The sequence below is a fragment of the Pseudomonas sp. S37 genome (assembly GCF_016658545.1).
Taxonomy (GTDB): domain Bacteria; phylum Pseudomonadota; class Gammaproteobacteria; order Pseudomonadales; family Pseudomonadaceae; genus Aquipseudomonas.
The window spans coordinates 12,904-38,658 of sequence record NZ_JACVZC010000026.1 but is presented as its reverse complement, the minus strand read 5'-3'; the positions used below and the strand labels follow the sequence as shown (position 1 = coordinate 38,658).

Sequence of the window (25,755 nt, the reverse complement as noted above, 5' to 3'; positions counted from 1 at the left end):
AGGGCCTTGGGCGAGCTGACGCAATAATGCAGTCTAGGCCATTGGCAGGGGGGAGGGCCAGCGGTGTAGGGCTTGGGGATATGTGTTGTCTGTGCCGGCCTATTCGCGGGTAAACCCGCTCCTACAAGGGACCGCACAGAATGTAGGAGCGGGTTTACCCGCGAAAGGGCCGGTACAGGTTAAATCAGGCGTGCTGCTGATCAGCCAGCTGGTCAGCCAGGCGCACAAAGGCTGCCAGGTCCAGCTGCTCAGGGCGCAGGCCGCCATCCACGCCCGCGGCTTCGATGGCGGCGCTGTCGAGCAGGCCTTTCATGGTATTGCGCAGGGTCTTGCGGCGCTGGTTGAACGCCTCGCGTACCACCTGCTCCAGCAATTTTGCATCCTTGGCCGGGTACGGCAGCACTTCGTGCGGCACCAGGCGGACGATCGCCGAATCCACTTTCGGTGGCGGGTTGAACGCACCTGGGCCCACGTTGAACAGGTGTTCCACGCGGCAGTGGTACTGCACCATGATCGACAAACGCCCCCAGTCGCCACCGCCAGGGCCGGCAGCCATGCGCTCGACCACTTCCTTCTGCAGCATGAAGTGCATGTCGCGGATAAGCCCGGCATGGCTGAGCAGGTGGAAGATCAGTGGGGTGGAGATGTTGTAGGGCAGGTTGCCGACCACCTTGAGGCTGCGCGCTGGCACCCCCAGCTGGTTGAAGTCGAACTTCAGGGCGTCGCCCTGGTGCAGGCGGAAATTGCCGCGGTCAGCGAACTTGTGCTGCAGGATCGGCACCAGGTCCTTGTCCAGTTCCACCACGTCCAGCTGTGCACCGCTGCCCAGCAGACCTTCGGTCAGGGCGCCCTGGCCCGGGCCGATTTCCAGCAGGTGTTCGCCGGCCTTGGCGTTGATGGCACGCAGGATGCGGTCGATGATGCCGGCGTCGTGCAGGAAGTTCTGGCCGAAGCGCTTGCGCGCCCGGTGTTGGTATTGCTCGTTCATGGTCGGTTCTCGGCCATCTGGTAGGCGGTTTCCAGCGCGACGCGCAGGCTACCGGTGTCGACCTTGCCGCTGCCGGCCAGGTCCAGGGCGGTGCCGTGGTCAACCGAGGTACGGATGATCGGCAGGCCCAGGGTCACGTTCACTGCAGCGCCAAAGCCCTTGTACTTGAGTACGGGCAGGCCCTGGTCGTGGTACATCGCCAGCACCGCGTCGCAGTGCTCCAGATATTTGGGGGTAAACAGGGTATCGGCCGGCAGCGGCCCGCGCAGGTCCATGCCTTCGGTGCGCAGGCGGGCCAGGGTCGGCTCGATGATGTCGATTTCTTCGCGGCCCAGGTGGCCGCCTTCACCCGCATGCGGGTTGAGGCCGCACACCAGGATGCGCGGGTTGGCAATGCCGAACTTGTCGCGCATGTCGGCATGCAGGATACGGGTAACGCGCTCGACGCGCTCGGCGGTGATGGCGTCGGCAATGTCACGCAGCGGCAGGTGCGTGGTCACCAGTGCCACGCGCAGGCCACGGGTGGCCAGCATCATCACCACTTGCGCGGTGTGGGTCAGTTCGGCGAGGAATTCGGTATGCCCGGAGAAGGCGATACCGCTTTCGTTGATCACGCCCTTGTGTACAGGGGCAGTGATCATCCCGGCGAAATGCCCGTCCAGGCAGCCTTGGCCGGCACGCGTCAGGGTTTCCAGCACGAACGCGGCGTTGGCTTTGTCCAGCTGGCCCGGCGTAACCGGGGCTGCCAGAGGGGTATCCCACACGTACAGGCTACCCGCTGGCGCCGGCTGCTCGGGCCATTGGCCCGGGGCTACCGGCAGCAGGTTGACGGCCAGCCCCAGCTGCGTGGCCCGCTCGGCGAGCAGGTCACGGCTGGTGATGGCAATCAGGGGGTGGGGCTGGGCGTCTGCGGCGAGCAGCAGGCACAGGTCGGGGCCTATGCCGGCCGGCTCGCCGGGGGTGACGGCGAAGCGCAGGGGCTTCACTGGGCGGCCTGGTCAGCGCCAGGCAGCTTGATTTCAACGTAGGCTTCGTCGCGAATCTGGCGCAGCCAGGTTTGCAGCTCTTCGTCGTACTTGCGGTTACGCAGCACGCTCAGGGCCTGCTGTTCGCGCGCCTGCTCGGTGCTGTCGGTGGCGCGGCGGCCCAGCACTTCCAGTACGTGCCAGCCGTACTGGGTCTTGAACGGCTTGGTCACTTCGCCTTGCTGGGCGTTGGCCATCTGCTCGCGGAACTCCGGTACCAGGCTGTTCGGGTCTACCCAGTTGAGGTCGCCGCCGTTAAGCGCCGAACCCGGGTCTTCCGAGAAGCTCTTCGCCAGCTCGCCGAAGTCTTCGCCGTTCTTGATGCGGTCGTACAGGCGCTCGGCCAGTTGCTCGGTGGCCGCCTCGCTGCGGATCTCGCTTGGCTTGATCAGGATGTGGCGCACGTGCACTTCATCACGCAGCACGTTCTCGCTGCCACCGCGCTTCTCTTCCAGCTTGAGGATGATGAAACCGTTGGGGATGCGGATCGGCTGGGTGATTTCACCCACCGGCATGCTGCTGAGCATCTTGGCGAAGTCGGGTGGTAGCTGGGCGGCTTTACGCCAGCCCATCTCGCCGCCTTCCAGGGCGTTCTCACTGGCCGAGTTGGCAATCGCCATCTGGCCGAAGTCCGCACCTTGCTTGAGCTGCTGGTAGACATCGCCGACCTTGCGCGCAGCCTTCTGGATGTCGTCCGAGTTGGCCGCTTCCGGTGTCGGGATGAGGATGTTGGCCAGGCGGTATTCTTCCGACATCTGCATCTTGCCCATGTCGGAGTTGAGGAAGTTCTTCACTTCCTGCTCCGACACCTGGATGCGCTCGGCCACGCGGCGCTGGCGCACGCGGCTGATGATCATCTCGCGCTTGACCTGGTCGCGGGCGTCGTCGAACGACAGGCCGTCGTGGGCCAGGGCGGCGCGGAACTGGTCCAGCGACATGCCATTGCGCTGGGCAATGGTGCCGATGGCCTGGTTCAGCTCTTCGTCAGTGATGCGGATGCCCGAGCGCTCGCCGATCTGCAGCTGCAGATTCTCGACGATCAGGCGTTCCAGCACCTGCTGTTCCAGGGCGCCGGCGGGCGGCACGCCGCCGCCACGCTTGGCGATGGTTTGCTGCACTTCGTGGACGCGCTGGTCCAGCTGGCTTTGCATGACCACGTCGTTATCGACGATGGCCACCACGCGATCAAGCGGTTGTACCGCGGCATGTACCGCGCCACTCAGCAAAGCGACGCCCAGCAGCACTGGGCGCAGTCGATCAATAAGCTTGGTCTTCACGTTCACGATAACCTTGAATGCCTTGGTCGAGGAAAGATTCGACCTTGTTGCCCACTACACCACCGAGACCTTTCAGGACGATCTGAAGGAAGACACCGTGGTCGCCTTTTTCGTTCTGTGGAAGGGCCTGGCTGAAATCGTCGTAGTCGATCCAGTAACGGTTGACCAGACGCAGCTTCCAGCAGCAGTTGTCGTATTCGAAACCACCCATGGCTTCCAGGGTGCGGTTGCGGTTGTAGTCATGCTGCCAACGGGCAATCACGCTCCACTGCGGCACGATCGGCCAGATGACCGAGAAGTCGTGCTGCTGGATCTTGTAGTAATCCTTGATGAAGTTAGGCTGCCCTTCAACGCCATAGTCGCCGCCACCCACTTTCCAGGTACCGGTCGTGGAATCGTACGAAATGGTGTCGTTACGGTAGCGATAACCCAGGTTGACGATCTTGTTCGGGTTGTCTTCAGGCTGGTAGTGGAACATCGCGCTGCCCGAGCGGGTGCTGCGGCTGTCCGGGTCCCAGTTGAAGTCCGAATTGAAGCGCCAGTCGCGGTTGAAGAAGTAGGCGTACTTGAGCGCATACGGCGACACATCGGACTGCGCATCTTTACGGGTGCTGTAGTCGATGCCTGGCAGCTGGACCTTGCGGTCCTTGAAGTAGTAAGCCTGGCCGATGCTGAAGTTCTGGCGTTCGAAGCCGTTGTCTTCGATCCAGCGGGTGGTCACGCCCAGCGACAGCTTGTTCTCGTCGCCGATGCGGTCGGTGCCGCTGAAGCGGTTGTCGTAGAACAGCGAGTCATAGTTGAACAGTGTCTCGCTCGAGTCGAACAGCGGGATGTCCTTCTGGTCCTTGTACGGGACATAGAGGTAGAACAGGCGCGGCTCGAGGGTCTGCCGGTAGTTGGTACCGAACATCGAGGTGTTGCGGTCGAAGTACAGGCCGCTGTCGACACTGAAGATCGGGACATCGCGGTCCAGCGAGCTGTTGTAGCTTCCGTAGCCAGGCAGCGACGATTGTGCGATCGCTTCGGCTTTGCCCTTGCTGTCCAGATCCAGATCGTAATGGGTGTAAGCGTACTTCAGCTTCGGCGTGACGTAGCCGTAGCTGGCTTGCATCGGCAGGCTGATCGACGGGGCCACATTCAGGCGAGTACCGTTGGCGCGGGCAATGCCGCTGACGTTCTCATCCAGGCGGCGACCTGCTGCCCCGGCCGAGAAGTCCGGGTTGCCGTCTTTGTCGCGGACAAAGTCATTCTTCAGGTCACGGTCAAAGCGAACCGCTTCGGTTTCGTAACCCAGGTTCAGGCCACCGGGCTGGAATGGCAGCGTACCGTTGAGGGTCAGCTGCGGCAGGCGGTCATACGGGGTGATCTGCGAGATGGTCGCCATCTCGTAGGCATGCACGTTCAGCCGGGCAGTGTAGCCTTCGCCACGATAGGTCAGCGCACCTTGCTGGTTCAGCAGGTCGCGGCTTTCCACGCCGATCTGGTCCGACTCCAGGTCCTGGAAGTAGAACGGGTCGCTGATGTCGGTGTAGTCCACCTCGGTCATCAGGCGCTCGTCCAGGCCACCCTTGTGCTGCCAGTTGACCATCCAGCGCTGTTCTTTGTAGTCAGTCTGGTCTTTGCGGTCGTCGTCCTTGTCGTTCAGGTACGCGCCACCGAACTGGCCTTCGCTGGACTTGGTCAGGTAGCGGAATTCGCCTTCCATCAGCAAGCCGCGTTTGGTCATGTAGCGCGGGTACAACGTGGCGTCGTAGTTCGGTGCCAGGTTGAAGTAGTACGGCGTGACCAGCATGAAGCCGGTGTCGCTGCTGGTGCTGAACGAAGGCGGCAGGAAGCCGGACTGGCGACGGTCGTCGATCGGGAAGTAGATGTACGGTGTGTAGAACACCGGGAAATCCTTGACCCGCAGGGTGACGTTGGTCGCCGTACCGAAGCCGGTAGCCGGGTTCAGGGTGATGTTGTTGCCCTTCAGCTGCCAGGCGTTGCTGCCCGGTTCGCAGGTGGTGTACGTACCGTCCTTGAGACGGATGATGGCGTTTTCGCCACGCTTGGCGTACAGGGCGTTGCCGCGGATGTGCGACTTGTGCATCACGTATTCGGCGTTGTCGACCTGGGCTTCGCCCGTGTCGAGCTGGATTTCTGCCTGGTCACCCACTACCAGCGAGCCGTTGTCCCGGATCTTGACGTTGCCCTTGAGCTCGCCCCGGTTCTCGGCCTGGTACAGGTTGGCTTCGTCGGCTTCGGCCTGCATGCTGCCCTGGCGCATGACCACGTCACCGGCGAGGGTAGCGATCTGCTGCTCCTGCTGGTACTTGGACACCTTGGCGTTGATGTAGGTCGGCGACTCGTCTTTCGGCGTGGTGTCGGCCATGCCCGGTCGGGTTGGCTCGATGTAGGCGCCACCGCAGTACGGGCCGGTTTCGGCCAGCTGTGCGGCAGTGAGCTTTTCACGCGGCACCCAGTCCAGGTGGCTGTAGTCTTCGCTGCGCGACTTCAGGCCGCGGCCCTTGGCCTCGGTGACCAGCATCGGCTTGTCCGCGGTTTCGCCTTCGCTGGCGGCCTCGGTGCCGGCGCTGACGGCAGCACCCTCGTGCACCGGGCGTGGCGGCAGGTTGCTGACCGGGGCTTTGGGCTTGCAGTCCCAGCCGCCGGCGGCGGACACTTGGCAGTCGAACTGCTCGGCTGCCACCACGTACGATGTGGCCAGAGGTTGCAGGGCCAGCAGACCGCCGGTTACCAGCAACGGAAACTTTCTACGAAACGCGGGGGATTTCAATGCCATCTTATTAGTCCGGGCTTCCTGCGTGCCATCTGCCCGCGTGTGGGGCCGCACGCCTCTCGATGGTCTGAAAAAGATGCTGGATAATAAAGCATGACCCGCTTGACGGCTAGGGCCGTCGGAGACCCTTGTAATGCCTGAACACGATGTACGCCTGCAACAACTGACGGTCTGGCTCGCTGAGCAGCTCAATGATCTATTCCGCAGCAACGCCTGGGGCGAAGTACCCGAAGGCAGCCTGACCGCCGCCAGCAGCGATGCCAGCTTCCGCCGTTACTTCCGCTGGCAGGGCGCCGGCCACAGCTTCGTGGTCATGGATGCACCACCGCCGCAGGAGAACTGCCGACCGTTCGTCGCCATTGATCAGTTGCTGGCCAGCGCCGGTGTGCATGTACCACTGATTCACGCCCAGGACCTGGAACGTGGTTTCCTGCTGCTGGGCGACCTGGGTCATCAGACATACCTGGATATCATTGATGCCGACAACGCCGATGGGCTGTTTGCCGACGCTATCGAAGCGCTGCTGAAGTTCCAGCGCCTGCCGCTGGACGGCCAGTTGCCCAGCTATGACGACGCCCTGCTGCGGCGCGAGGTCGAGCTGTTCCCCGAGTGGTATGTGGGGCGTGAGCTTGGCCTGGCCCTCGACGACAGCCAGAAAGCCACCTGGCAGCGTGTCAGCCAACTGCTGATCGACAGCGCCCTGGCCCAGCCCAAGGTGCTGGTGCACCGCGACTACATGCCGCGCAACCTGATGCAGAGCAGCCCCAACCCCGGCGTGCTGGACTTCCAGGATGCGGTGTACGGCCCGGTTACCTACGACATCACCTGCCTGTTCAAGGACGCCTTCGTCAGCTGGCCGCAGGCGCGGGTAGAAGGTTGGCTGCGCGACTACTGGCAGCAGGCGCAGGCTGCCGGCATTCCGGTGCATACGGAGTTTGAGGCCTTTCAGCGCGCCAGCGACCTGATGGGCGTGCAGCGCCACCTGAAGGTCATCGGCATCTTTGCCCGTATTTGCCACCGCGACGGCAAGCCGCGCTACCTGGGCGACGTACCACGTTTCTTCGCCTATATAGATGAAGTGATCGGTCGCCGGCCCGAATTGGCGGAGCTGGGTGCGCTGATTGCCGAGTTGCAGGCCGGAGCGCGTGCATGAAGGCAATGATCCTGGCTGCAGGTAAAGGCGAGCGCATGCGCCCGCTGACCTTGCACACCCCCAAACCGTTAATCCCGGTCGCCGGCCAGCCGCTGATCGAATACCACCTGCGCGCGCTGGCGGCAGCGGGCATTACCGAGGTGGTGATCAACCATGCCTGGCTCGGCCAGCAGATCGAAGACCACCTGGGGGATGGCAGCCGCTTCGGCCTGAGCATCCGCTACTCGCCGGAGGGCGAGCCGCTGGAAACCGGCGGCGGTATCCTCAAGGCCCTGCCACTGTTGGGCGATGGCCCCTTCCTGCTGGTGAACGGCGATGTCTGGACCGACTACGATTTCGCGAGCCTGCAGGCCCCGCTGCAAGGCCTTGCTCATCTGGTGCTGGTCGATAACCCTGGCCATCATGGCCGTGGCGATTTCCGCCTGGTGGGCGGGCAGGTCGTCGATGGCGATGATGCGCCCGGCACGCTGACCTTCAGTGGCATTTCGGTGCTGCACCCGGCGCTGTTCGACGGTTGCCAGGCCGGTGCCTTCAAGTTGGCACCGCTGTTGCGCCAGGCCATGGTGGCCGGCAAGGTCTCTGGCGAGCACTACCGCGGGTACTGGGTAGATGTCGGCACGCTCGAGCGCCTGGCCGAGGCCGAGCGCCTGATTGGCGAGCGCGCCTGACATGTGGTGGCCAGGGACACTGATTGGCGCCGGCGCCGGCTTTGCCGTGGCCAGTATTCCGGGCGCCTTGCTCGGCGTGTTGCTAGGGCAGGCCCTCGACCGCCGTTTGCGCCTGGAAGGCTGGGACGACATGCGCGAACGCCTGAGCGGGCGCCCGCCGATGCGCGATGACGAGCTGCTGTTCGTGATGCTCGGGCGCCTGGCCAAGTGCGATGGCCGGGTGGCCGAGCAGCATATCCAGCAGGCGCGCCAGGAAATGGTACGCCTGGACCTGGCCGAGCCGGCACGGTTACGCGCAATCAATGCATTCAACCGCGGCAAGGCCGGCAAGGACCGGCTTGGCGGCCACCTGCGGCGTATTCGCCAGCAGCCGCATGCGGCCGAAGGCACCTTGCGCGCCTGTTGGCGCATGGTCTGGGCCGACGGCAAGATGGGCAACAAAGAGCGTGAGCTGCTGCTGGACTGGGGTAACAAGCTGGGCATGAGCCGGCGCCAGGTGCAGGCCATGTCACTGGAATACGAGCCGCGCAAGGCCGTCAGGCCGGAAGGGGTGGCCATGACTTATGCGGCGGCGTTGCGCTTGCTGGCGGTCGAGGCGGACACCGAGGTCGACAAGGTCAAGCAGGCCTATCGCCGGTTGGTCAGCCGGCATCACCCGGACAAGCTGGCGGGCACCGGCGCCACTGAGGCGCAGGTGCGTGAAGCGACCGAGCGCACGCGGGAGTTGCATCAGGCCTATGCCATGATCCGCAAGCGGAGGGGTCTGTAAGGGCCTCTTCGCGGCTAAAGCCGCTCCCACAGGATGTCCGCAGGCCTTGATCCCTGCGCAGTACCTGTGGGAGGTCTTTTGCAGGCCTTGATCTTTGCGCAGTATGTGGGAGCGGGTTTACCCGCGAATGACCAAACGGCGTTATCCCTGCGGGCTCATCCACCCCCGCACCCGGCGGAACAACTGTTCCTGCTCGGCCGCCTTGTTACCTGGCATGGCAATCAGCGACAACTGCCGATACTGGCTGTCTTTCTGCCGTTTGCTGGCCTGCAGGCGCAACCCGGCCGCACTGCGGTCAGCACTGCGGGTGGCGTAGTAGATGTCGGCTGTCGGCACCTTCAAGGTTGGCGCCAGGCTTACCAGGTCATGCTCCACCCGCGCCGGCGTTTGCGCCGCCACCATCACCAGCTTGTGCACTTGCGGCGGTTGCTTCTCGCTCAGGTAGCGGGCAGCCCAGTACGCGCCGCTGCCGTGGCCAATCAGCACGATGCTGCGGGCGTTGTGCTGCTGGGCATACGCCACGGCGGCATCCAGGCGGGCGAAAATGCGCTCGGCATCGGCAGCGTCGCTCTGTTCGCTGGCCAGTTCGGCGTCGGTGCTCTCTGCCGTGTCGGCATCGGCCGCAGTGGCCTGGGCGACGTTGGCATTGGCGTCGGCGGGCACATCCTTGACCGGTGCGCTTTCACCCTTGGGCTTTTCCGGCTCGGCAGCGGGCTTGGCCTCGACCCGTGCCTGCGGGCTGTCGGCGAGCAGGTCGGGCAGGCTGATGCTCAGGCTGTGCCAGCCTGCATCGGGGAATTTTTGCCGCAGCGGGCCGACGGCGTTCGGCCAGTCGGCCGTTTCACCGGCACCGGGGACGATGATCACCGCCCCTTGCGGGTCGCTGTCGTTGGCGGGTTTCCACAGCGCCAGGAAGCTGTCGGCACCCGCCTGCAGGGTCTGCTGCTCGGCCTTGGGCACCAGCCGTTCAAGTGCCTGGGCATCTTCCTGGCTGCGCTCCAGTAGCGGCGGGCGCGGGGCTTCGGCAGCAGGCGCCGCGGTGGCTGCAGGTGGTTTTTCGGCATCGGCGGCCACGGCACCGAGTGGAAGGACCGAGGCCAGGCAGCACATTGCCAGCGTCGTGCGATAAAGTGTGGACATGAGTCAACCCAAGGCCAGAATGATACCGGCAGCCTAATAGTATTTGCCCGTGACGGCCATGCTGCATGGCCGCCCTTACCAAGCCGAGCGTGAAGATGAAGCGAGTGCGTCGCCTGTTGGTTATCGGCTGCTTGTGGCTGCCCTTGATGGCAATCGCCCGGCCCGAGACGCTGCCCGCCGTTGCGCTGGAACCTGCCCAGCAGCAATGGCTGGACACGCATCGCAGCCTGCGCGTCGGCCTGGTATTGCAGGCACCCTATGCCCAGTTCGACCGGCGCCTGCAGCAACTGTATGGGGCCAACGTGGAGTTGGTGAGCAGCTTGGCCCAGGTGCTGCGCCTGGACCTTACCTGGCGCAACTTCAACGACCAGGCCAGCCTTGAGCATGCCCTGCAGAGCGGCGAAATCGACTTTGCCCCAGGCCTTACCCAGACCCCGGCCAGCCTGCGCTTGTGGCTGTTCAGTGACCCGTACATGCGCGTGCCGCAACTGGTGGTGGGGCCGCGTACCGGGGCCATGGCCGTGGAGCTGGAAACGCTGGACGCCGAGCAGCGGGTAGCCGTACGCATGCCCAGCCAACTGGCAGACTACCTGCGCGGCAACTATGGCAGCCTCAACCTGCAGGGCGTGCCTAACGAACGCGAGGCCTTGCAACTGGTGGTGGGTGGCCAGGCCAGTTTCGCGGTGCTGGATGAAGCGCAGCTCAGTCGCCTGTCACGTGAAAGCGAGTTCGGCGAGCTGGCCGTGGTGGGTGATATCGGCCTGCCGCAGCTGCTGCGCATCGGTTCGCGGCGCGACTGGCCGCTGCTGGCCGACGTACTCGAGCGAGGCTTGCAGGCGTTGCCCGCCAAGGAGCTGGAGCAACTGCATCAGCGTTGGTTGCAGCCCAAGTACCCGCGTTTGAGCGAGTCGCCCGGTTTCTGGCAGAACCTGGCCTTGCTGTTTGGCATGCTGCTGTTGTGCGCGCTGGCCACCCTGGTGTGGCAACGCCGGCAACAGCGTCAACTGGAGCGCAGCCTGCTGGCCACGCGGGAAAGCCTGGTGGAGCGCCAGGTGCGTGAAGAGGCGCTGCGCCTGAGCCAGTTCGCGATCGACCAGAGCACGGTGGGTATCCTCTGGGTCAACTGGGACAGCCATGTGCGTTACGCCAACCACGCTGCCGAACGCATGCTCGGTTATGCCGAGGGCGAGCTGCTGGAACGGCCGTTCAGCGACTTCGAGCCAAGCCTGAACATGGACCGCTGGCTGGAGCTGTGGAAGGGTGCACGTACCGGGACGGGGGGTGTCGGCCAGTTCGAAACCCAGTGCCGACGGGCCGACCGCAGCCTGCTGCCGGTGGAGCTGTCGCTGAGCTTTTTGCGTTTTCGCGACTCCGAGTACCTGGTGGTCTACCTCGCCGATGTGACCGAGCGCCACCGCGCTCTGGCAGCGCTGCGCGAAAGCGAGGCACGGCTCAAGGGCATTGCCGGCAACGTACCGGGGCTGGTGTTTCGTCTGGAGCGCGACCCGGCCGAGGGCGACCTGGAGTTTCCCTACATCAGCGAGGGCAGCGAAGCCTTGGTGGGGTATGCGCCCAGCGAGATCCAGCACCCGCAGATGGGCCTGCGCAACCTGGTGCACCCCGAAGACCGCGCCGATTACCACCGGGTGCAGGACCTGGCCCTGGCCAGCGATCAGGACTGGTCCTGGCAGGGGCGCGTCCTCACCCGCCAGGGCGAACAGCGCTGGGCCGACATCAAGGCCAGTACCCGGCGCCTGGGCAACGGCCAGGTGGTGTGGGACGGCGTAGTGTGGGACATCACACAGGGCAAGCGGGCCGAGTTGGCGTTGGCCAGGTCCCAGGAGCAGCTGCGTGAGCTGTCGGCCCACCTGGAGAGCGTGCGCGAGGAAGAAAAAGCCCGTATTGCCCGGGAAGTGCATGATGAGCTTGGGCAGATGCTGACCGTGCTCAAGCTGGAAGTGTCGATGTGCGAGCTGGCCTTTGCCGAACTGGACCCAGGCCTGAACGAGCGCCTGACCAGCATGAAGCGCCTGATCGCCCAGCTGTTCCAGCTGGTGCGCGACGTGGCGACTGCCCTGCGCCCACCCATTCTTGATGCCGGTATCGCCTCGGCCATCGAGTGGCAGGCACGACGCTTTGAAGCGCGCACGCAAATCCCTTGCCTGGTACAAGTACCGGATAATCTGCCAGCATTGAGCGACGCCAAGGCTACCGGCTTGTTCCGTATCCTCCAGGAAGCGCTGACCAACGTGATGCGCCACGCCCAGGCCCACAGCGTGGAGATCGAGCTGGTGCATGAGGGCGGGCAGTTGCGCATGACGGTCAGCGATGATGGCCAGGGCTTTTGCCGCGAGCAGGCCCGGCCCACCTCGTTTGGCCTGGTAGGGGTGCGCGAGCGGGTACTGATGCTGGGCGGCAGCATGGCGCTGGACAGTCAACCGGGCGAAGGCACCAGCCTGAGCGTGGCCATTCCGTTGGAGTAGGAGAGCAAGCGTGATTCGAGTGCTGGTGGCCGAAGACCACACCATTGTCCGTGAAGGCATCAAGCAGCTGATCGGCCTGGCCAAGGACATGCAGGTGGCAGGGGAGGCCGGTAATGGTGAGCAGTTGCTCGAAACCCTGCGCCATACGCCGTGCGAGGTGGTCCTGCTGGATATCTCGATGCCGGGCGTGAACGGGCTGGAAGCGATCCCGCGGATTCGCGCGCTGCACGATGCGCCGGCGATCCTGATGCTGTCGATGCACGATGAGGCGCAGATGGCAGCGCGGGCATTGAAAGCTGGTGCGGCGGGCTACGCGACCAAGGACAGTGACCCGGCGCTGCTGCTGACGGCCATCCGCCGGGTGGCCGGTGGTGGGCGCTACATCGACCCGGCGCTGGCCGACCGCATGGTGTTCGAAGTGGGCCTGACCGAATCGCGGCCCTTGCATACGCTGCTGTCGGAGCGGGAGTTTTCGGTGTTCGAGCGCCTGGCCCAGGGCGCCAACGTCAACGACATCGCCCAGCAGCTGGCGCTGTCGAGCAAGACCATCAGCACCCACAAGGCGCGCCTGATGCAGAAGCTGAAGGTGAACTCGCTAGCGGAACTGGTGAAGTACGCGATGGAGCACAAGCTGGTCTGATTGCGACATGCGCTTCCCGCAGCCTGCACCGCCCGTTGTAGGAGCGGGTTCACCCGCGAAAGGGTCTTGCCTGCCATGTGCAGTGCCTGAACCGGCCCTTTCGCGGGTAAACCCGCTCCTACAACGGGCGGCGCAGGGCTGATGTGGGTATTCCAATCCCGCCATCCTTGTAGGGCAATCCCTACAGCAAATCTTCCATCCGGATGATGGCATTCTCTCAGCACCCCCGATTTCCGGGCGCTTGCGCCTCTTCTACTCTTTTGCCTACGCAGTCATCCAACAAGAAGGTGCAGGCATGAGCGAGGCGAAGTCGAACGCTGCAACCAGCGAAACGCTGGTCAGCTTCCGTGGTGTGCAGAAAAGCTACGACGGCGAGTCGCTGATCGTCAAAGACCTGAACCTGGATATCCGCAAGGGCGAATTCCTCACCTTGCTTGGCCCGTCCGGCTCGGGCAAGACCACCAGCCTGATGATGCTGGCTGGTTTCGAAACCCCCACCGCAGGGGAGATCCAGCTGGCCGGGCGTTCGATCAACAACGTGCCGCCGCACAAGCGCGACATCGGCATGGTGTTCCAGAACTACGCATTGTTCCCGCACATGACCGTGGCCGAGAACCTGGCCTTTCCGCTAAGCGTGCGCAACCTGAGCAAGACCGACATCAGCGAGCGGGTCAAGCGTGTGCTGAACATGGTCCAGCTCGATGCCTTCGCCAAGCGCTACCCCGGTCAACTGTCCGGTGGCCAGCAACAGCGGGTGGCGCTGGCCCGGGCATTGGTGTTCGAGCCGCAACTGGTGCTGATGGACGAACCGCTGGGTGCACTGGACAAGCAGCTGCGTGAGCACATGCAGATGGAAATCAAGCACATCCACCAGCGCCTGGGCGTGACCGTGGTGTACGTGACCCATGACCAGGGCGAAGCGCTGACCATGTCTGACCGCGTGGCGGTGTTCCACCAGGGCGAAATCCAGCAGATCGCCGACCCGCGTACGTTGTACGAAGAACCCTGCAATACCTTCGTCGCCAACTTCATCGGCGAGAACAACCGCATCAACGGCACCCTGCTGGCCAGCGATGGCAAGCGCTGCCAGGTGCAGTTGCCACGCGGCGAGCGGGTCGAGGCGCTGGCCGTGAATGTCGGCCAGGCCGGCGAGCCGGTCACCCTGTCGATCCGCCCCGAGCGTGTGCGCCTGAACGGCCACAGCGAAAGCTGCGTCAACCGCTTCTCGGGCCGCGTGGCCGAATTCATTTACCTGGGCGACCACGTGCGGGTGCGCCTGGAGGTTTGCGGCAAGGGCGACTTCTTCGTGAAACAGCCGATTGCCGAGCTCGACCCGGCCCTGGCCGTGGGCGATGTGGTACCGCTGGGCTGGGAGGTGGAGCACGCCCGCGCGCTCGATCCGATTGCCGAAGCCCATTGATGGATTGCTTCACCAACCCTGTACTGTGGAGAGAATAATAATGCGCAAGCAGTTGAAACTGACCGCCCTGGCCCTGGGGCTGTTCGCCGCCGGCCAGGCCATGGCCGCAGACCTCACCGTGATTTCGTTCGGCGGTGCCAACAAGGCTGCTCAGGTCAAGGCGTTCTACGAGCCATGGGAGAAGGCGAGCAATGGCAAGATCGTTGCCGGTGAGTACAACGGCGAAATGGCCAAGGTCAAGGCCATGGTCGACACCAAGAGCGTGTCGTGGAACCTGGTCGAGGTTGAATCCCCGGAGCTGGCGCGCGGTTGCGATGAAGGCATGTTCGAAGAGCTCGACCCCGCCCTGTTCGGCAACGAGGCCGATTACGTGCCGGGTGCCATCCAGCCTTGCGGCGTAGGCTTCTTCGTCTGGTCCACGGTCATGGCCTACAACGCCGACAAGCTCAAGACCGCACCTACCAGCTGGGCCGATTTCTGGGACACCAAGCAGTTCCCAGGCAAGCGTGGCCTGCGCAAAGGCGCCAAGTACACCATGGAATTCGCCCTGATGGCCGATGGCGTCGCGCCCAAGGACGTCTACAAAGTGCTGGCGACCAAGGAAGGTCAGGACCGTGCCTTCAAGAAACTCGATGAGCTCAAGCCCAACATCCAGTGGTGGGAAGCTGGCGCACAGCCGCCGCAGTTCCTGGCTTCGGGTGACGTGGTCATGAGCTCTGCCTACAACGGCCGTATTGCCGCAGTGCAGAAAGAGAGCAACCTGAAAGTCGTGTGGAACGGCGGCATCTACGACTTTGACGCCTGGGCGATCCCTAAAGGTGCCAAGAACGTCGAAGAGGCGAAGAAATTCATTGCCTACAGCGTCAAGCCCGAGCAGCAGAAGATCTACTCCGAGAACATCGCCTACGGCCCGGCCAACTCCAAAGCCGTGAGCCTGCTGTCGGATGAAGTGAAAAAGGACATGCCGACCACGCCTGAGAACATCGCCAACCAGGTGCAGATCGACGTGGCCTTCTGGGCCGACAACAGCGAGCAGCTGGAGCAACGCTTCAACGCCTGGGCGGCGAAGAAGTAAGCCACCTGCGTAAGGGGCCGTTATGCGGCCCCCATTTCAGTTCGTATCGCGGAGTTCGCCATGGCCATTGCAGTGCCCCTCAACGAAGGCGCCGGTCCAAGTCTCAAGCAGCGCCTCAAGCATGCCGAGCGGGTCAACCGCTGGAAGGCGCAGGCGTTGATCGCGCCGCTGGCGCTGTTCCTGTTGCTGGTGTTCCTGGTGCCGATCGCGGCCCTGTTGTACAAGAGCGTCGGCAACCCGGAAGTGGTCGGCGGCCTGCCGCGTACGGTCGAGGTCATCAGCCAGTGGGATGGCAAGAGCCTGCCGGGCGAGGATGTGTACAAGGCGCTTAGCCAGGACCTGGCCGAGTCGCGCAAGAACCAGACCCTTGGCGACCTTTCCAAACGCCTGAACATGGAACTGGCCGGCTACCGCAGCTTGTTGACCAAGACCGCCCGGGCCCTGCCGTTCAAGGCTGAACCTGCCTCCTATAAAGACGCCTTGCAGGCCGTCGACGAGCGCTGGGGCGACCCGGCCTACTGGCAGGCGATCCGCCGCAATACCAGCACGGTGACCTCGTTCTACCTGCTGGCCTCGTTAGACCACCGTATCGATGACCTTGGCGAACTGGCCAAGGCCACCCCGGACCAGGCCATTTACTTGGATATCTTTGCCCGTACCCTGTGGATGGGTGTGGTGATTACCGCCATCTGCCTGGTGCTGGCCTACCCGCTGGCCTACCTGCTGGCCAACCTGCCGACCCGGCAGAGCAACCTGTTGATGATTCTGGTGCTGCTGCCGTTCTGGACCTCGATCCTGGTACGGGTGGCGGCGTGGATCGTGCTGCTGCAATCGGGCGGCCTGATCAACAGCGCGTTGATGGCCATGGGCATCATCGACCAGCCGCTGGAACTGGTGTTCAACCGCACCGGCGTGTACATCTCGATGGTGCACATTCTGCTGCCGTTCATGATCCTGCCGCTGTACAGCGTGATGAAGGGCATTTCGCCGAGCTACATGCGTGCGGCGATTTCGCTGGGCTGCCACCCGTTCGCCAGCTTCTGGCGGGTTTACTTCCCGCAGACCTACGCTGGTGTCGGTGCGGGTTGCCTGTTGGTGTTCATCCTGGCCATCGGCTACTACATCACCCCGGCGCTGCTGGGTAGCCCGAACGACCAGATGGTCAGCTACTTCGTTGCCTTCTATACCAACACCAGCATCAACTGGGGCATGGCCACCGCACTGGGTGGGCTGTTGCTGCTGGCGACCGTGCTGCTGTACCTGATCTATAGCTGGCTGGTCGGCGCCAGCCGCCTGCGCCTGAGCTGAGGAGCCTTGTCATGCTGAGCCCTTACATGTCACCCGTGGAGCGGGTCTGGTTCTACAGCCTGCGCATCCTTTGCGGTTTGATCCTGCTGTTCCTGATCTTGCCGGTGCTGGTGATCGTGCCGCTTTCGTTCAACAGTGGCAGCTTCCTGGTGTACCCGCTGCAGGGCTTCTCGCTGCAGTGGTACCAGGACTTCTTCGGCTCGGCCGAGTGGATGCGGGCACTGAAGAACAGCATCATCGTCGCCCCGGCGGCCACGGTGCTGGCCATGGTGTTCGGTACCCTAGCGGCCATTGGCCTGACCCGTGGCGATTTCCCCGGCAAGTCGCTGGTGATGGCACTGGTGATTTCGCCGATGGTGGTGCCGGTGGTGATCATCGGCGTGGCCAGCTATCTGTTCTTTGCCCCGCTGGGCATGGGTAACAGTTTCACGTCGCTGATTCTGGTGCATGCGGTGCTGGGCGTGCCGTTTGTCATCATTACCGTGTCGGCGACGCTGCAGGGCTTCAACTACAACTTGGTGCGCGCGGCGGCCAGCCTGGGTGCTTCGCCGTTGCTGACGTTCCGCCGGGTGACCCTGCCGCTGATTGCCCCAGGGGTGATTTCCGGGGCGTTGTTCGCCTTTGCCACCTCGTTTGATGAGGTGGTGGTGACACTGTTCCTCGCCGGGCCGGAGCAGGCGACCCTGCCGCGGCAGATGTTCAGCGGAATTCGCGAGAACCTGAGCCCGACCATTGCGGCGGCGGCGACCTTGCTGATTGCCTTCTCGGTGATCTTGCTGCTGACCCTGGAGTGGTTGCGGGGGCGTAGCGAGAAGTTGAGAACCCAGCAGCCGGCCTGATGATGGGCTGTCTGTACCGGCCTCTTCGCGGCTAAAGCCGCTCCCACAGGGCGGACTGCGGTCTCTGTGGGAGCGGCTTTAGCCGCGAAAGGGCCGGCACAGGTTTTAACAACTGGTCGACACCCTTTGATACCAATCAGCCCTCATCCCTTTCCCTGAGTTACAATGCGCGCCACCGTGATTCTGCCAACAGGTGCGCCATGCAGCCCTACGCTATTGCCCCCTCCATTCTCTCTGCCGATTTCGCCCGCCTGGGCGAGGATGTCGACAAGGTATTGGCCGCGGGTGCCGACATCGTCCACTTCGATGTCATGGATAACCACTACGTCCCCAACCTCACCATCGGCCCGATGGTGTGCACCGCCCTGCGCAAGTATGGCGTCACCGCACCCATCGACGTGCACTTGATGGTCAGCCCGGTCGACCGCATCATCGGCGACTTCATCGAAGCCGGCGCGACCTACATCACCTTCCACCCGGAAGCCTCGCAGCACGTCGACCGTTCGCTGCAACTGATCAAGGACGGCGGCTGCAAGGCCGGCCTGGTGTTCAACCCGGCCACCAGCCTGGACGCCCTGAAGTACGTGATGGACAAGGTCGACATGGTGCTGCTGATGAGCGTCAACCCAGGCTTCGGCGGGCAGAAGTTCATCCCTGGCACCCTCGACAAGCTGCGCGAAGCGCGCGCGCTGATCGACGCCAGTGGCCGTGACATCCGCCTGGAAATCGACGGCGGCGTCAACGTCAACAACATCCGCGAGATCGCTGCCGCTGGCGCCGACACCTTCGTGGCCGGCTCGGCAATCTTCAACGCCCCGGACTACCAGGAAGTCATCGCCAAGATGCGCGCCGAACTGGCCCAGGCCCGCCCATGAGTGGCTTCGAGCAGCTGTTCCCGGGGACGCTGCCCAGGCTGGTGATGTTCGATCTGGACGGTACCCTGATCGATTCCGTGCCAGACCTGGCCGCCGCCGTGGACCGTATGCTGCTCGAACTGGGGCGCCCGCCTGCTGGCCTTGAGGCGGTGCGCCACTGGGTCGGCAACGGCGCCCAGGTGCTGGTGCGCCGTGCCCTGGCCGGCGGCATCGAGCATGAAGCCGTGGATGATGCGCTGGCCGAACAGGGCCTGGCGCTGTTCATGGAGGCCTATGCCGAAAGCCATGAGCTCACCGTGGTCTACCCCGGTGTGAAAGACACCCTGCGCTGGCTGCAGAAGCAGGGCGTGGAAATGGCGCTGATTACCAACAAGCCCGAGCGCTTCGTCGCCCCCTTGCTGGACCAGATGAAGATCGGCCGCTACTTCCGCTGGATCATCGGTGGTGACACGCTGCCGCAGAAAAAACCTGACCCGGCAGCCCTGCTGTTTGTCATGCAGATGGCCGGCGTTACCCCGCAGCAGTCGCTGTTCGTCGGCGACTCGCGCAGTGATGTGCTGGCGGCCAAGGCAGCCGGCGTGCAGTGCGTGGGCCTGACCTACGGCTACAACCATGGTCGGCCGATCAACGACGAGTCCCCCAGCCTGGTGATCGACGACCTGCGCGCATTGCTGCCCGGTTGCGCAGACCCGGCCACTGGGATAACGTTGGCGGACCTTCAAGCCTCAAAAGACAGAGAGTCCACCGTGGCGGTTACTGGCAAATTCTGGATGAAAGTCATCAAGGCCCTGGCCCGTTGGCGTTGGCGCGCCTGACTTCTGCTTGCCGGCGCGTGCCGGCCCGTCCGTTTGCCTGACCTATTGCTGCTTGCCACGAGGCTACTCATGAACCGCGAAGAATTCCTGCGCCTGGCCGCTGCCGGCTATAACCGCATTCCCCTGGCTTGCGAAACCCTGGCCGACTTCGACACGCCGCTGTCGATCTACCTGAAACTGGCTGACCAACCCAACTCGTACCTGCTTGAATCGGTGCAGGGCGGCGAGAAGTGGGGCCGTTACTCGATGATCGGCCTGCCGTCGCGCACCGTGATGCGTGTGCACGGCTACCACGTCAGCGTCCTGCAGGATGGCGTCGAGGTAGAAAGCCATGATGTCGAAGACCCGCTGGCCTTCGTCGAAGCCTTCAAGGACCGCTACAAGGTCGCCGATATCTCCGGCTTGCCGCGCTTCAACGGCGGCCTGGTTGGCTACTTCGGCTACGACTGTGTGCGTTATGTGGAAAAGCGCCTGGGGGCCTGCCCCAACCCGGACCCGCTGGGCGTGCCGGATATCCTGCTGATGGTGTCCGATGCGGTGGTGGTGTTCGACAACCTGGCGGGCAAGATGCACGCCATCGTGCTGGTCGACCCGGCTGAAGAGCAGGCATTCGAACAGGGCCAGGCACGCCTGCAAGGCCTGCTGGAAACCCTGCGCCAGCCGATCACCCCGCGCCGTGGCCTGGACCTGAGTGGCCCGATGGCTGCCGAGCCGGCATTCCGCTCAAGCTTTACCCAGGAAGATTACGAGCGCGCGGTCGACACCGTGAAGGAATACATCCTGGCGGGCGACTGCATGCAGGTGGTGCCTTCGCAGCGCATGTCGATCGACTTCAAGGCCGCACCCATCGACCTGTACCGTGCACTGCGCTGCTTCAACCCGACGCCGTACATGTACTTCTTCAACTTCGGCGACTTCCACGTGGTCGGCAGCTCGCCCGAGGTGCTGGTACGTGTCGAGGACAACCTGGTCACCGTGCGCCCGATTGCCGGTACCCGCCCACGCGGTGCGACCGAAGAGGCCGACCGCGCGCTGGAAGACGACCTGCTGTCGGATGACAAAGAGATCGCCGAGCACCTGATGCTGATCGACCTGGGCCGCAACGATGTGGGCCGGGTGTCGTCGACCGGCAGCGTGCGCCTGACCGAGAAGATGGTGATCGAGCGTTATTCCAACGTCATGCACATTGTGTCCAACGTCACCGGCCAACTGCGTGAAGGGTTGACGGCGATGGATGCGCTGCGGGCGATCTTGCCGGCCGGTACGCTTTCGGGTGCGCCGAAAATTCGCGCGATGGAGATTATCGACGAGTTGGAGCCGGTCAAGCGCGGGGTTTACGGCGGTGCCGTGGGTTACTTTGCCTGGAATGGCAACATGGATACCGCAATTGCCATCCGCACTGCGGTAATCAAGGATGGCGAGCTGCATGTGCAGGCGGGGGGCGGCATTGTTGCCGACTCGGTGCCGGCGCTGGAGTGGGAAGAAACCATCAACAAGCGCCGGGCGATGTTCCGTGCGGTGGCGTTGGCTGAGCAGACTTCCGCCAGATAGACCGATTGGGGCTGCTTTGCAGCCCTTCGCGGGTAAACCCGCTCCTACAATGACCGCGTAAGGTCTGAGGCTTGCGCAACCCTTGTAGGAGCGGGTTTACCCGCGAATGGGCCGCAAAGCGGCCCCAACAACCTAAAAGTCCACACTAACCCCCAGGCTAACCCCCTGCTGCGTCAGCTCATCACTCTTGCGCCAGTTGTAGTTCCCGCGCAAATGCACCCCCGCCACCACTTCATGGCTCACCCCCAGGCTGGCCCGGGTCAGGTCACTGTGCGGCGTATACCCGGTCAAGGTGAAGTCATTCGCTGCCAAGCTGGTCAGGTGCATCGTCACATCCTGCTGGTCATCCTCGAACTCATGCTCCTGCGCCACCTCGGCAAACAACCGGGTACCTGGCAGCACTTGCACGCTGCCCAGCAGCCCTACGCCCAAACGGCGTGACGTACGCTCCTGATCATCAAAGCCCAGGGCCGTCGAGCGCCCGCTCTTCTCGTCATAGCCATCCACCTTCACCCGCGCATAGTCGGCGCTGATGAACGGCGCCAACTGCCAGTTGCTGCTGTCGGCCGCCAGGTTGTAGCCCAACCGCGCGGACATCGCCCAGGCTTCACCATCGGTGTCGCCCTTTTCGCTGCGGTCGTTCACGCCAAGGGCGAAAGTACGTTTGAGGTCGCTGTAGTCCAGGTGCCCGGCAGTCAGCGCGGCATCGCCCCACCAGCGATCCTGGCGGTACTGGGCGAAGGCGCTGGCCAGGTAACTGTCGAGCTTGTAGTCCGAATCCTGTTCACCAGCTTCCAGCTTCTGCCGGTATACGCCGCCGGCCAGGCCCAGGCGCCAGGCGTCGTTCAGGCGGTAGCTGCCGCCCACGGTCAGGTTGTAGCCGCGGCCATCGCCGCTGGCCGCGCTGCCCTGGCCGTCGAAGTCCAGGTCCTGGGCGCCGCTGGCGACAAAGGCCTGCCACTGGCCAACGGCCTGCCAGGGTGTTTGCCACTGGTTGCGCAGCTCATCCTGGTGGGCGCGCAGGCTGGCGTGGGCCATTTCCGGCAGCAGGGTCAGCTCCCACGGGGCAGAGAGGATCGAGTAACCATAATCGGCGATCAGTTGCTGGCCCGCGATGGTCGGGTGCACCGAGTCGTTGAACAGCAGCTTGGTCGGGTCTGGCGTGGTGCCGTTGATGCCGTACAGCGGGTTTTCCACGCAGCCTTCGCCGCTGTAGCAGGTGCCGACCAGGTTCTGCCCGGTGGCCAGGCCGAACTGACTGGGGCTGGCCAATGCCTCGCTTAGCAGTACGGGGATGTTCAGCGGGATGATCTCGGCATCGATCTGCCCCAACTGGCTGAGCAGCGACTGGTTGAAGGCCGCTGATAGCAATGAAAGCGGGTTCTGTTGTGGTGTGCCGCTGAAATTTGGTGTCTGGCCGAGGTCGGGCAGCAGCCAGACCATGATGTAGCGTGCGCCACCTTGTTGCAGGGCCTGGGCGCTGGCGGCCAGGCGGGCACCGGCAGCCACTGCGTCGGCCGGGCTGTTGACCAGGCCTTGCAGGAAATCGTTGCCGCCGCCGGTGAGGTAGTACAGTGCATTGGGATCGGCGCGCAGGCCGTTGGCCAGGTAGCCAGGCTTTTCTCGCAGTACCAGCCCGGCACCTTCGCGCCCAGGTGGGATCACGGTTTTGGACGTGCTGGTGATCGAGTCGAGGATCTGCTGGGTGGTGTAGCCGCCGACTGCCCAGTTGTTGCCGTCGGGGATCCCCAGCGCCGGGTTGATGGGGGAGGTGGAAGGGCCAAGGGCTGTCGGGTCTACCCCCAGTCGGCCGCCGAGGATCATCGGAGACACCGGGGCATAATTGCCATCGGCATCACGGTTGGTGAAGCGTGCGCCACCAAACTGCCCGGCATCGCTGAGGCTGTCGCCAAACACGATCATGCTGGAGTAGGGCGAAGGGGCGGCGAAAGCCTGGCTGCAGGCAAATGCCAGCGAGGCGAGGGTAAAGCGCAATAACGGGGCTTTTCGCATCTGGGAACATCCTTTTCTTTGTTTTTATCAAGACAACCCGATCGACCTTAGCAAATCGTGGGGCATCGCTCCCAAGTCCATTCGTTTCCCCGTGTTTACGGGCATATTGCGCCCGCCGCCCCGGTAGGCTACTGTGCCGGGACGTATGAGCGAGACCTATCCTGTGTTGATCGTCAGTAAACTCTTGATGCGCGTAATCAAGGCCCACGCCCGTTGGCGTTGGCGCGCCTGACTTTATCCCCTGCCGGCCCGTCCGGCCCGCCCCCGTTTGCCTTCCTGTCTACCGCCCTTTAATGGCCAAGCTGCGCCTGCGGCAGGAGCAAGAAGGTTCGAATCCTGAAGTCAGTAGATTCAAGAGGTTTAATACGATGTTACTGATGATCGACAATTACGACTCATTCACTTACAACGTCGTTCAGTACCTTGGCGAGCTGGGTGCCGAGGTCAAGGTCATTCGCAATGACGAAATGACTATCGCCCAGATCGAAGCCCTCAACCCCGAGCGCATCGTCGTATCTCCAGGCCCGTGCACGCCGAGCGAGGCAGGCGTGTCCATCGAGGCCATCCTGCATTTCGCCGGCAAGCTGCCGATTCTTGGCGTGTGCCTGGGCCACCAGTCCATCGGCCAGGCCTTTGGCGGTGACGTGGTGCGTGCCCGCCAGGTGATGCACGGCAAGACCAGCCCGGTCCACCACCGTGACCTGGGTGTGTTCGCCGGCCTCAACAACCCGCTGACGGTAACCCGTTACCACTCGCTGGTGGTCAAGCGCGAAACCTTGCCTGAGTGCCTGGAAGTGACCGCCTGGACCGCCCATGCTGACGGTTCGGTCGACGAGATCATGGGCCTGCGCCACAAGACACTGAATATCGAGGGGGTGCAGTTCCACCCTGAATCGATCCTGACCGAGCAGGGCCACGAGCTGTTCGCCAATTTCCTCAAGCAGACCGGCGGCCGCCGCTAAGGATCGCACATGGATATCAAGAGCGCGTTGAGCCGTATCGTCGGCCAGCTGGACCTTTCTACCGAAGAAATGCGTGATGTGATGCGCCAGATCATGACTGGCCAGTGCAGCGAGGCGCAGATCGGCGCCTTCCTGATGGGCATGCGCATGAAAAGCGAGAGCATCGATGAAATTGTCGGTGCGGTGTCGGTGATGCGCGAGCTGGCCGACAAGGTTGAACTGCAGAGCCTTGATGGCGTGGTCGATATCGTCGGTACTGGCGGTGATGGCGCCAACATCTTCAACGTTTCCACCGCGTCGTCGTTCGTCCTCGCGGCAGCGGGCTGCACCGTGGCCAAGCACGGCAACCGCGCCGTGTCGGGCAAGAGCGGCAGTGCCGATTTGCTGGAAGCTGCCGGCATTTATCTGAACCTGACGCCGGTCCAGGTTGCCCGTTGCATCGATAGCCTGGGTATCGGCTTCATGTTCGCGCAAAGCCACCACTCGGCCATGAAGCATGCCGCCGGCCCGCGTCGCGACTTGGGTCTGCGTACCTTGTTCAACATGCTCGGCCCGCTTACGAATCCGGCCGGCGTAAAGCACCAGGTGGTCGGCGTGTTCGCCCAGGCCCTGTGCCGCCCGCTGGCCGAGGTGCTGCAGCGCCTGGGCAGCAAGCATGTGCTGGTGGTGCACTCGAAGGATGGCCTGGACGAGTTCAGCCTGGCCGCACCCACCTTTGTTGCCGAGCTGAAAAACGACGAAATTACTGAGTACTGGGTAGAGCCGGAAGACCTCGGCATGAAAAGCCAGAGCCTGCATGGTCTGGCCGTCGAAAACCCGCAGGCGTCGCTGGAACTGATTCGTGATGCCCTGGGCCGGCGCAAGACCGAAAACGGCCAGAAGGCAGCCGAAATGATCGTGCTCAACGCGGGCGCGGCACTGTATGCCGCCGATCATGCAATGACCCTGGCGCAAGGTGTGGAACTGGCACACGACGTGTTGCACACCGGGCTGGCCTGGGAGAAGTTGCAGGAACTGGGTGCCTTTACTGCAGTATTCAAGGTGGAGAACGAAGCATGAGTGTGCCGACAGTGCTGGAAAGGATCATTGCCCGCAAGTTTCAGGAAGTGGCCGAGCGCAGTGCGCGGGTCAGCCTTGCTGAACTGGAGCGCCTGGCCAAGGCCGCTGATGCCCCGCGCGGCTTTGCCAATGCCTTGATCGAGCAGGCCAAGCGCAAGCAGCCTGCGGTGATTGCCGAAATCAAGAAGGCTTCGCCAAGCAAGGGCGTGATCCGTGAAGACTTCGTGCCGGCGGAAATCGCTGTCAGCTACGAAAAGGGCGGTGCTACCTGCCTGTCGGTGCTGACCGATGTGGATTACTTCCAGGGGGCCGATGAGTACTTGCAACAGGCTCGCGCGGCGGTTTCGCTGCCGGTGATCCGCAAGGATTTCATGGTCGACCCGTACCAGATCGTCGAGGCCCGGGCCTTGGGTGCAGATTGTGTGCTGCTGATCGTGTCGGCGCTGGATGACGTGAAGATGGCCGAACTGGCCGCCACCGCCAAGGACGTCGGCCTCGATGTATTGGTAGAAGTGCACGATGGCGATGAGCTGGAGCGTGCGTTGAAAACGCTGGATACGCCGCTGGTGGGCGTGAACAACCGCAACCTGCACACCTTTGAAGTCAGCCTGGAGACCACCCTTGACCTGCTGCCGCGCATACCGCGTGATCGCCTGGCGATTACTGAAAGCGGTATCTTGAACCGGGCCGATGTCGAGCTGATGGCGATCAACGAGGTTTACTCGTTCCTGGTCGGTGAGGCGTTCATGCGCGCCGAGCAACCTGGGCTGGAGCTGCAGCGGTTGTTCTTCCCGGACCAGGTGAAGAAGACTGTTCAGCAACTGGACTGATTGAAATGAAGCCGGCGTGATTGCCGGCTTTTTTGTATGCCTGTAATGGCCCTTTCGCGGGTGAACCCGCTCCCACAGGTTCTCCA

Annotated in this window: 21 protein-coding genes; 15 read left to right on the top strand and 6 right to left on the bottom strand. The window is 63.4% G+C overall.

Translation table 11 applies throughout. The annotated features are described in order from the left end of the window. Positions 1–184: 184 nt before the first annotated feature. Genes rsmA through IAE39_RS11435 form a run of 4 tightly spaced genes read right to left on the bottom strand, consistent with a single transcriptional unit; the run spans position 185 to position 6,072 of the window. A complete protein-coding gene (rsmA, locus tag IAE39_RS11450; protein ID WP_201202324.1) occupies positions 185–988 on the bottom strand; it encodes a 16S rRNA (adenine(1518)-N(6)/adenine(1519)-N(6))-dimethyltransferase RsmA in 804 nt (267 codons plus the stop codon). Then, on the bottom strand, positions 985–1,974 hold the full coding sequence (pdxA, locus tag IAE39_RS11445; RefSeq protein WP_201202322.1) for a 4-hydroxythreonine-4-phosphate dehydrogenase PdxA: 990 nt from the start codon (positions 1,972–1,974) through the stop codon (positions 985–987). Before pdxA ends, rsmA begins: the two co-directional genes overlap by 4 nt. Then, positions 1,971–3,290, bottom strand: coding sequence for a peptidylprolyl isomerase SurA (gene surA / locus IAE39_RS11440; protein WP_201202320.1), 1,320 nt, complete (start codon positions 3,288–3,290; stop codon positions 1,971–1,973). Before surA ends, pdxA begins: the two co-directional genes overlap by 4 nt. Next, on the bottom strand, positions 3,271–6,072 hold the full coding sequence (locus IAE39_RS11435; protein WP_201202319.1) for an LPS-assembly protein LptD: 2,802 nt from the start codon (positions 6,070–6,072) through the stop codon (positions 3,271–3,273). Before IAE39_RS11435 ends, surA begins: the two co-directional genes overlap by 20 nt. Before the next feature lie 130 nt (positions 6,073–6,202). On the opposite strand from IAE39_RS11435, the gene IAE39_RS11430 reads away from it, so the two are divergent. The 3 genes from IAE39_RS11430 to IAE39_RS11420 are packed head-to-tail and all read left to right on the top strand — an operon-like array spanning position 6,203 to position 8,659. Beyond that, positions 6,203–7,222, top strand: a complete 1,020-nt coding sequence (locus tag IAE39_RS11430) for an aminoglycoside phosphotransferase family protein (RefSeq protein WP_201202318.1) — start codon at positions 6,203–6,205, stop codon at positions 7,220–7,222. Further along, positions 7,219–7,890, top strand: coding sequence for an N-acetylmuramate alpha-1-phosphate uridylyltransferase MurU (murU, locus tag IAE39_RS11425; RefSeq protein WP_201202314.1), 672 nt, complete (start codon positions 7,219–7,221; stop codon positions 7,888–7,890). The genes IAE39_RS11430 and murU overlap by 4 nt, the downstream gene beginning before the upstream one ends. Before the next feature lies 1 nt (position 7,891). Continuing rightward, on the top strand, positions 7,892–8,659 hold the full coding sequence (locus IAE39_RS11420; RefSeq protein ID WP_201202312.1) for a TerB family tellurite resistance protein: 768 nt from the start codon (positions 7,892–7,894) through the stop codon (positions 8,657–8,659). Positions 8,660–8,800: 141 nt separating this feature from the next. Here the strand turns inward: IAE39_RS11420 and IAE39_RS11415 are convergent, their stop codons facing one another. Further along, positions 8,801–9,799 (bottom strand): alpha/beta hydrolase family protein, encoded by a 999-nt coding sequence (locus IAE39_RS11415; protein ID WP_201202303.1) that lies wholly within the window; start codon positions 9,797–9,799, stop codon positions 8,801–8,803. 95 nt (positions 9,800–9,894) lie between these two features. Here IAE39_RS11415 and IAE39_RS11410 point away from each other — a divergent pair, with 95 nt between their 5' ends. From IAE39_RS11410 to trpE, 9 genes are all read left to right on the top strand, one after another. Beyond that, a complete protein-coding gene (locus IAE39_RS11410; RefSeq protein WP_201202301.1) occupies positions 9,895–12,282 on the top strand; it encodes a PAS domain-containing sensor histidine kinase in 2,388 nt (795 codons plus the stop codon). 10 nt (positions 12,283–12,292) lie between these two features. Continuing rightward, positions 12,293–12,922, top strand: a complete 630-nt coding sequence (locus IAE39_RS11405; protein WP_201202299.1) for a response regulator — start codon at positions 12,293–12,295, stop codon at positions 12,920–12,922. A 295-nt stretch (positions 12,923–13,217) separates the two neighbouring features. Beyond that, on the top strand, positions 13,218–14,342 hold the full coding sequence (locus IAE39_RS11400) for an ABC transporter ATP-binding protein (protein ID WP_110747263.1): 1,125 nt from the start codon (positions 13,218–13,220) through the stop codon (positions 14,340–14,342). A gap of 40 nt (positions 14,343–14,382) precedes the next feature. Beyond that, a complete protein-coding gene (locus tag IAE39_RS11395) occupies positions 14,383–15,417 on the top strand; it encodes an ABC transporter substrate-binding protein (protein WP_201202296.1) in 1,035 nt (344 codons plus the stop codon). Between the two features lie 60 nt (positions 15,418–15,477). Then, entirely contained in the window at positions 15,478–16,725 is a 1,248-nt protein-coding gene (locus IAE39_RS11390; RefSeq protein ID WP_201202294.1) for an ABC transporter permease, read from the top strand. An 11-nt stretch (positions 16,726–16,736) separates the two neighbouring features. Next, complete coding sequence (locus IAE39_RS11385; protein WP_016715782.1) at positions 16,737–17,564, top strand: ABC transporter permease; 828 nt, start codon at positions 16,737–16,739, stop codon at positions 17,562–17,564. Positions 17,565–17,764: 200 nt separating this feature from the next. Beyond that, positions 17,765–18,439, top strand: a complete 675-nt coding sequence (gene rpe / locus IAE39_RS11380) for a ribulose-phosphate 3-epimerase (protein WP_043202780.1) — start codon at positions 17,765–17,767, stop codon at positions 18,437–18,439. Continuing rightward, complete coding sequence (locus tag IAE39_RS11375; protein WP_201202286.1) at positions 18,436–19,254, top strand: phosphoglycolate phosphatase; 819 nt, start codon at positions 18,436–18,438, stop codon at positions 19,252–19,254. Before rpe ends, IAE39_RS11375 begins: the two co-directional genes overlap by 4 nt. A gap of 69 nt (positions 19,255–19,323) precedes the next feature. Continuing rightward, positions 19,324–20,805, top strand: coding sequence for an anthranilate synthase component I (trpE, locus tag IAE39_RS11370; protein WP_201202284.1), 1,482 nt, complete (start codon positions 19,324–19,326; stop codon positions 20,803–20,805). Positions 20,806–20,937: 132 nt separating this feature from the next. On the opposite strand, the gene estP is transcribed toward trpE, so the two are convergent. Continuing rightward, a complete protein-coding gene (gene estP / locus IAE39_RS11365; protein WP_201202282.1) occupies positions 20,938–22,818 on the bottom strand; it encodes an esterase EstP in 1,881 nt (626 codons plus the stop codon). Between the two features lie 368 nt (positions 22,819–23,186). On the opposite strand from estP, the gene IAE39_RS11360 reads away from it, so the two are divergent. From IAE39_RS11360 to trpC, 3 genes are read left to right on the top strand one after another with little or no spacing between them, the layout of a single operon-like run. Next, a complete protein-coding gene (locus tag IAE39_RS11360; RefSeq protein ID WP_003259809.1) occupies positions 23,187–23,780 on the top strand; it encodes an aminodeoxychorismate/anthranilate synthase component II in 594 nt (197 codons plus the stop codon). A gap of 9 nt (positions 23,781–23,789) precedes the next feature. Next, positions 23,790–24,839: an anthranilate phosphoribosyltransferase gene (gene trpD / locus IAE39_RS11355; protein WP_201202273.1), complete on the top strand. Its 1,050-nt coding sequence runs from the start codon at positions 23,790–23,792 to the stop codon at positions 24,837–24,839. Continuing rightward, positions 24,836–25,669: an indole-3-glycerol phosphate synthase TrpC gene (gene trpC, locus IAE39_RS11350; protein WP_201202271.1), complete on the top strand. Its 834-nt coding sequence runs from the start codon at positions 24,836–24,838 to the stop codon at positions 25,667–25,669. The genes trpD and trpC overlap by 4 nt, the downstream gene beginning before the upstream one ends. Positions 25,670–25,755: the final 86 nt, after the last annotated feature.

Coding starts and splice junctions, on each gene's coding strand:
- IAE39_RS11385 (WP_016715782.1), top strand. CDS start 16,737: ATGCTGAGCCCTTACATGTCACCCGTGGAGCGGGTCTGGTTCTACAGC.
- IAE39_RS11390 (WP_201202294.1), top strand. CDS start 15,478: ATGGCCATTGCAGTGCCCCTCAACGAAGGCGCCGGTCCAAGTCTCAAG.
- rpe (WP_043202780.1), top strand. CDS start 17,765: ATGCAGCCCTACGCTATTGCCCCCTCCATTCTCTCTGCCGATTTCGCC.
- IAE39_RS11410 (WP_201202301.1), top strand. CDS start 9,895: ATGAAGCGAGTGCGTCGCCTGTTGGTTATCGGCTGCTTGTGGCTGCCC.
- IAE39_RS11360 (WP_003259809.1), top strand. CDS start 23,187: ATGTTACTGATGATCGACAATTACGACTCATTCACTTACAACGTCGTT.
- trpC (WP_201202271.1), top strand. CDS start 24,836: ATGAGTGTGCCGACAGTGCTGGAAAGGATCATTGCCCGCAAGTTTCAG.
- IAE39_RS11420 (WP_201202312.1), top strand. CDS start 7,892: ATGTGGTGGCCAGGGACACTGATTGGCGCCGGCGCCGGCTTTGCCGTG.
- trpE (WP_201202284.1), top strand. CDS start 19,324: ATGAACCGCGAAGAATTCCTGCGCCTGGCCGCTGCCGGCTATAACCGC.
- IAE39_RS11395 (WP_201202296.1), top strand. CDS start 14,383: ATGCGCAAGCAGTTGAAACTGACCGCCCTGGCCCTGGGGCTGTTCGCC.
- IAE39_RS11400 (WP_110747263.1), top strand. CDS start 13,218: ATGAGCGAGGCGAAGTCGAACGCTGCAACCAGCGAAACGCTGGTCAGC.
- IAE39_RS11415 (WP_201202303.1), bottom strand. CDS start 9,799: ATGTCCACACTTTATCGCACGACGCTGGCAATGTGCTGCCTGGCCTCG.
- IAE39_RS11375 (WP_201202286.1), top strand. CDS start 18,436: ATGAGTGGCTTCGAGCAGCTGTTCCCGGGGACGCTGCCCAGGCTGGTG.
- rsmA (WP_201202324.1), bottom strand. CDS start 988: ATGAACGAGCAATACCAACACCGGGCGCGCAAGCGCTTCGGCCAGAAC.
- IAE39_RS11435 (WP_201202319.1), bottom strand. CDS start 6,072: ATGGCATTGAAATCCCCCGCGTTTCGTAGAAAGTTTCCGTTGCTGGTA.
- murU (WP_201202314.1), top strand. CDS start 7,219: ATGAAGGCAATGATCCTGGCTGCAGGTAAAGGCGAGCGCATGCGCCCG.
- estP (WP_201202282.1), bottom strand. CDS start 22,818: ATGCGAAAAGCCCCGTTATTGCGCTTTACCCTCGCCTCGCTGGCATTT.
- trpD (WP_201202273.1), top strand. CDS start 23,790: ATGGATATCAAGAGCGCGTTGAGCCGTATCGTCGGCCAGCTGGACCTT.
- IAE39_RS11430 (WP_201202318.1), top strand. CDS start 6,203: ATGCCTGAACACGATGTACGCCTGCAACAACTGACGGTCTGGCTCGCT.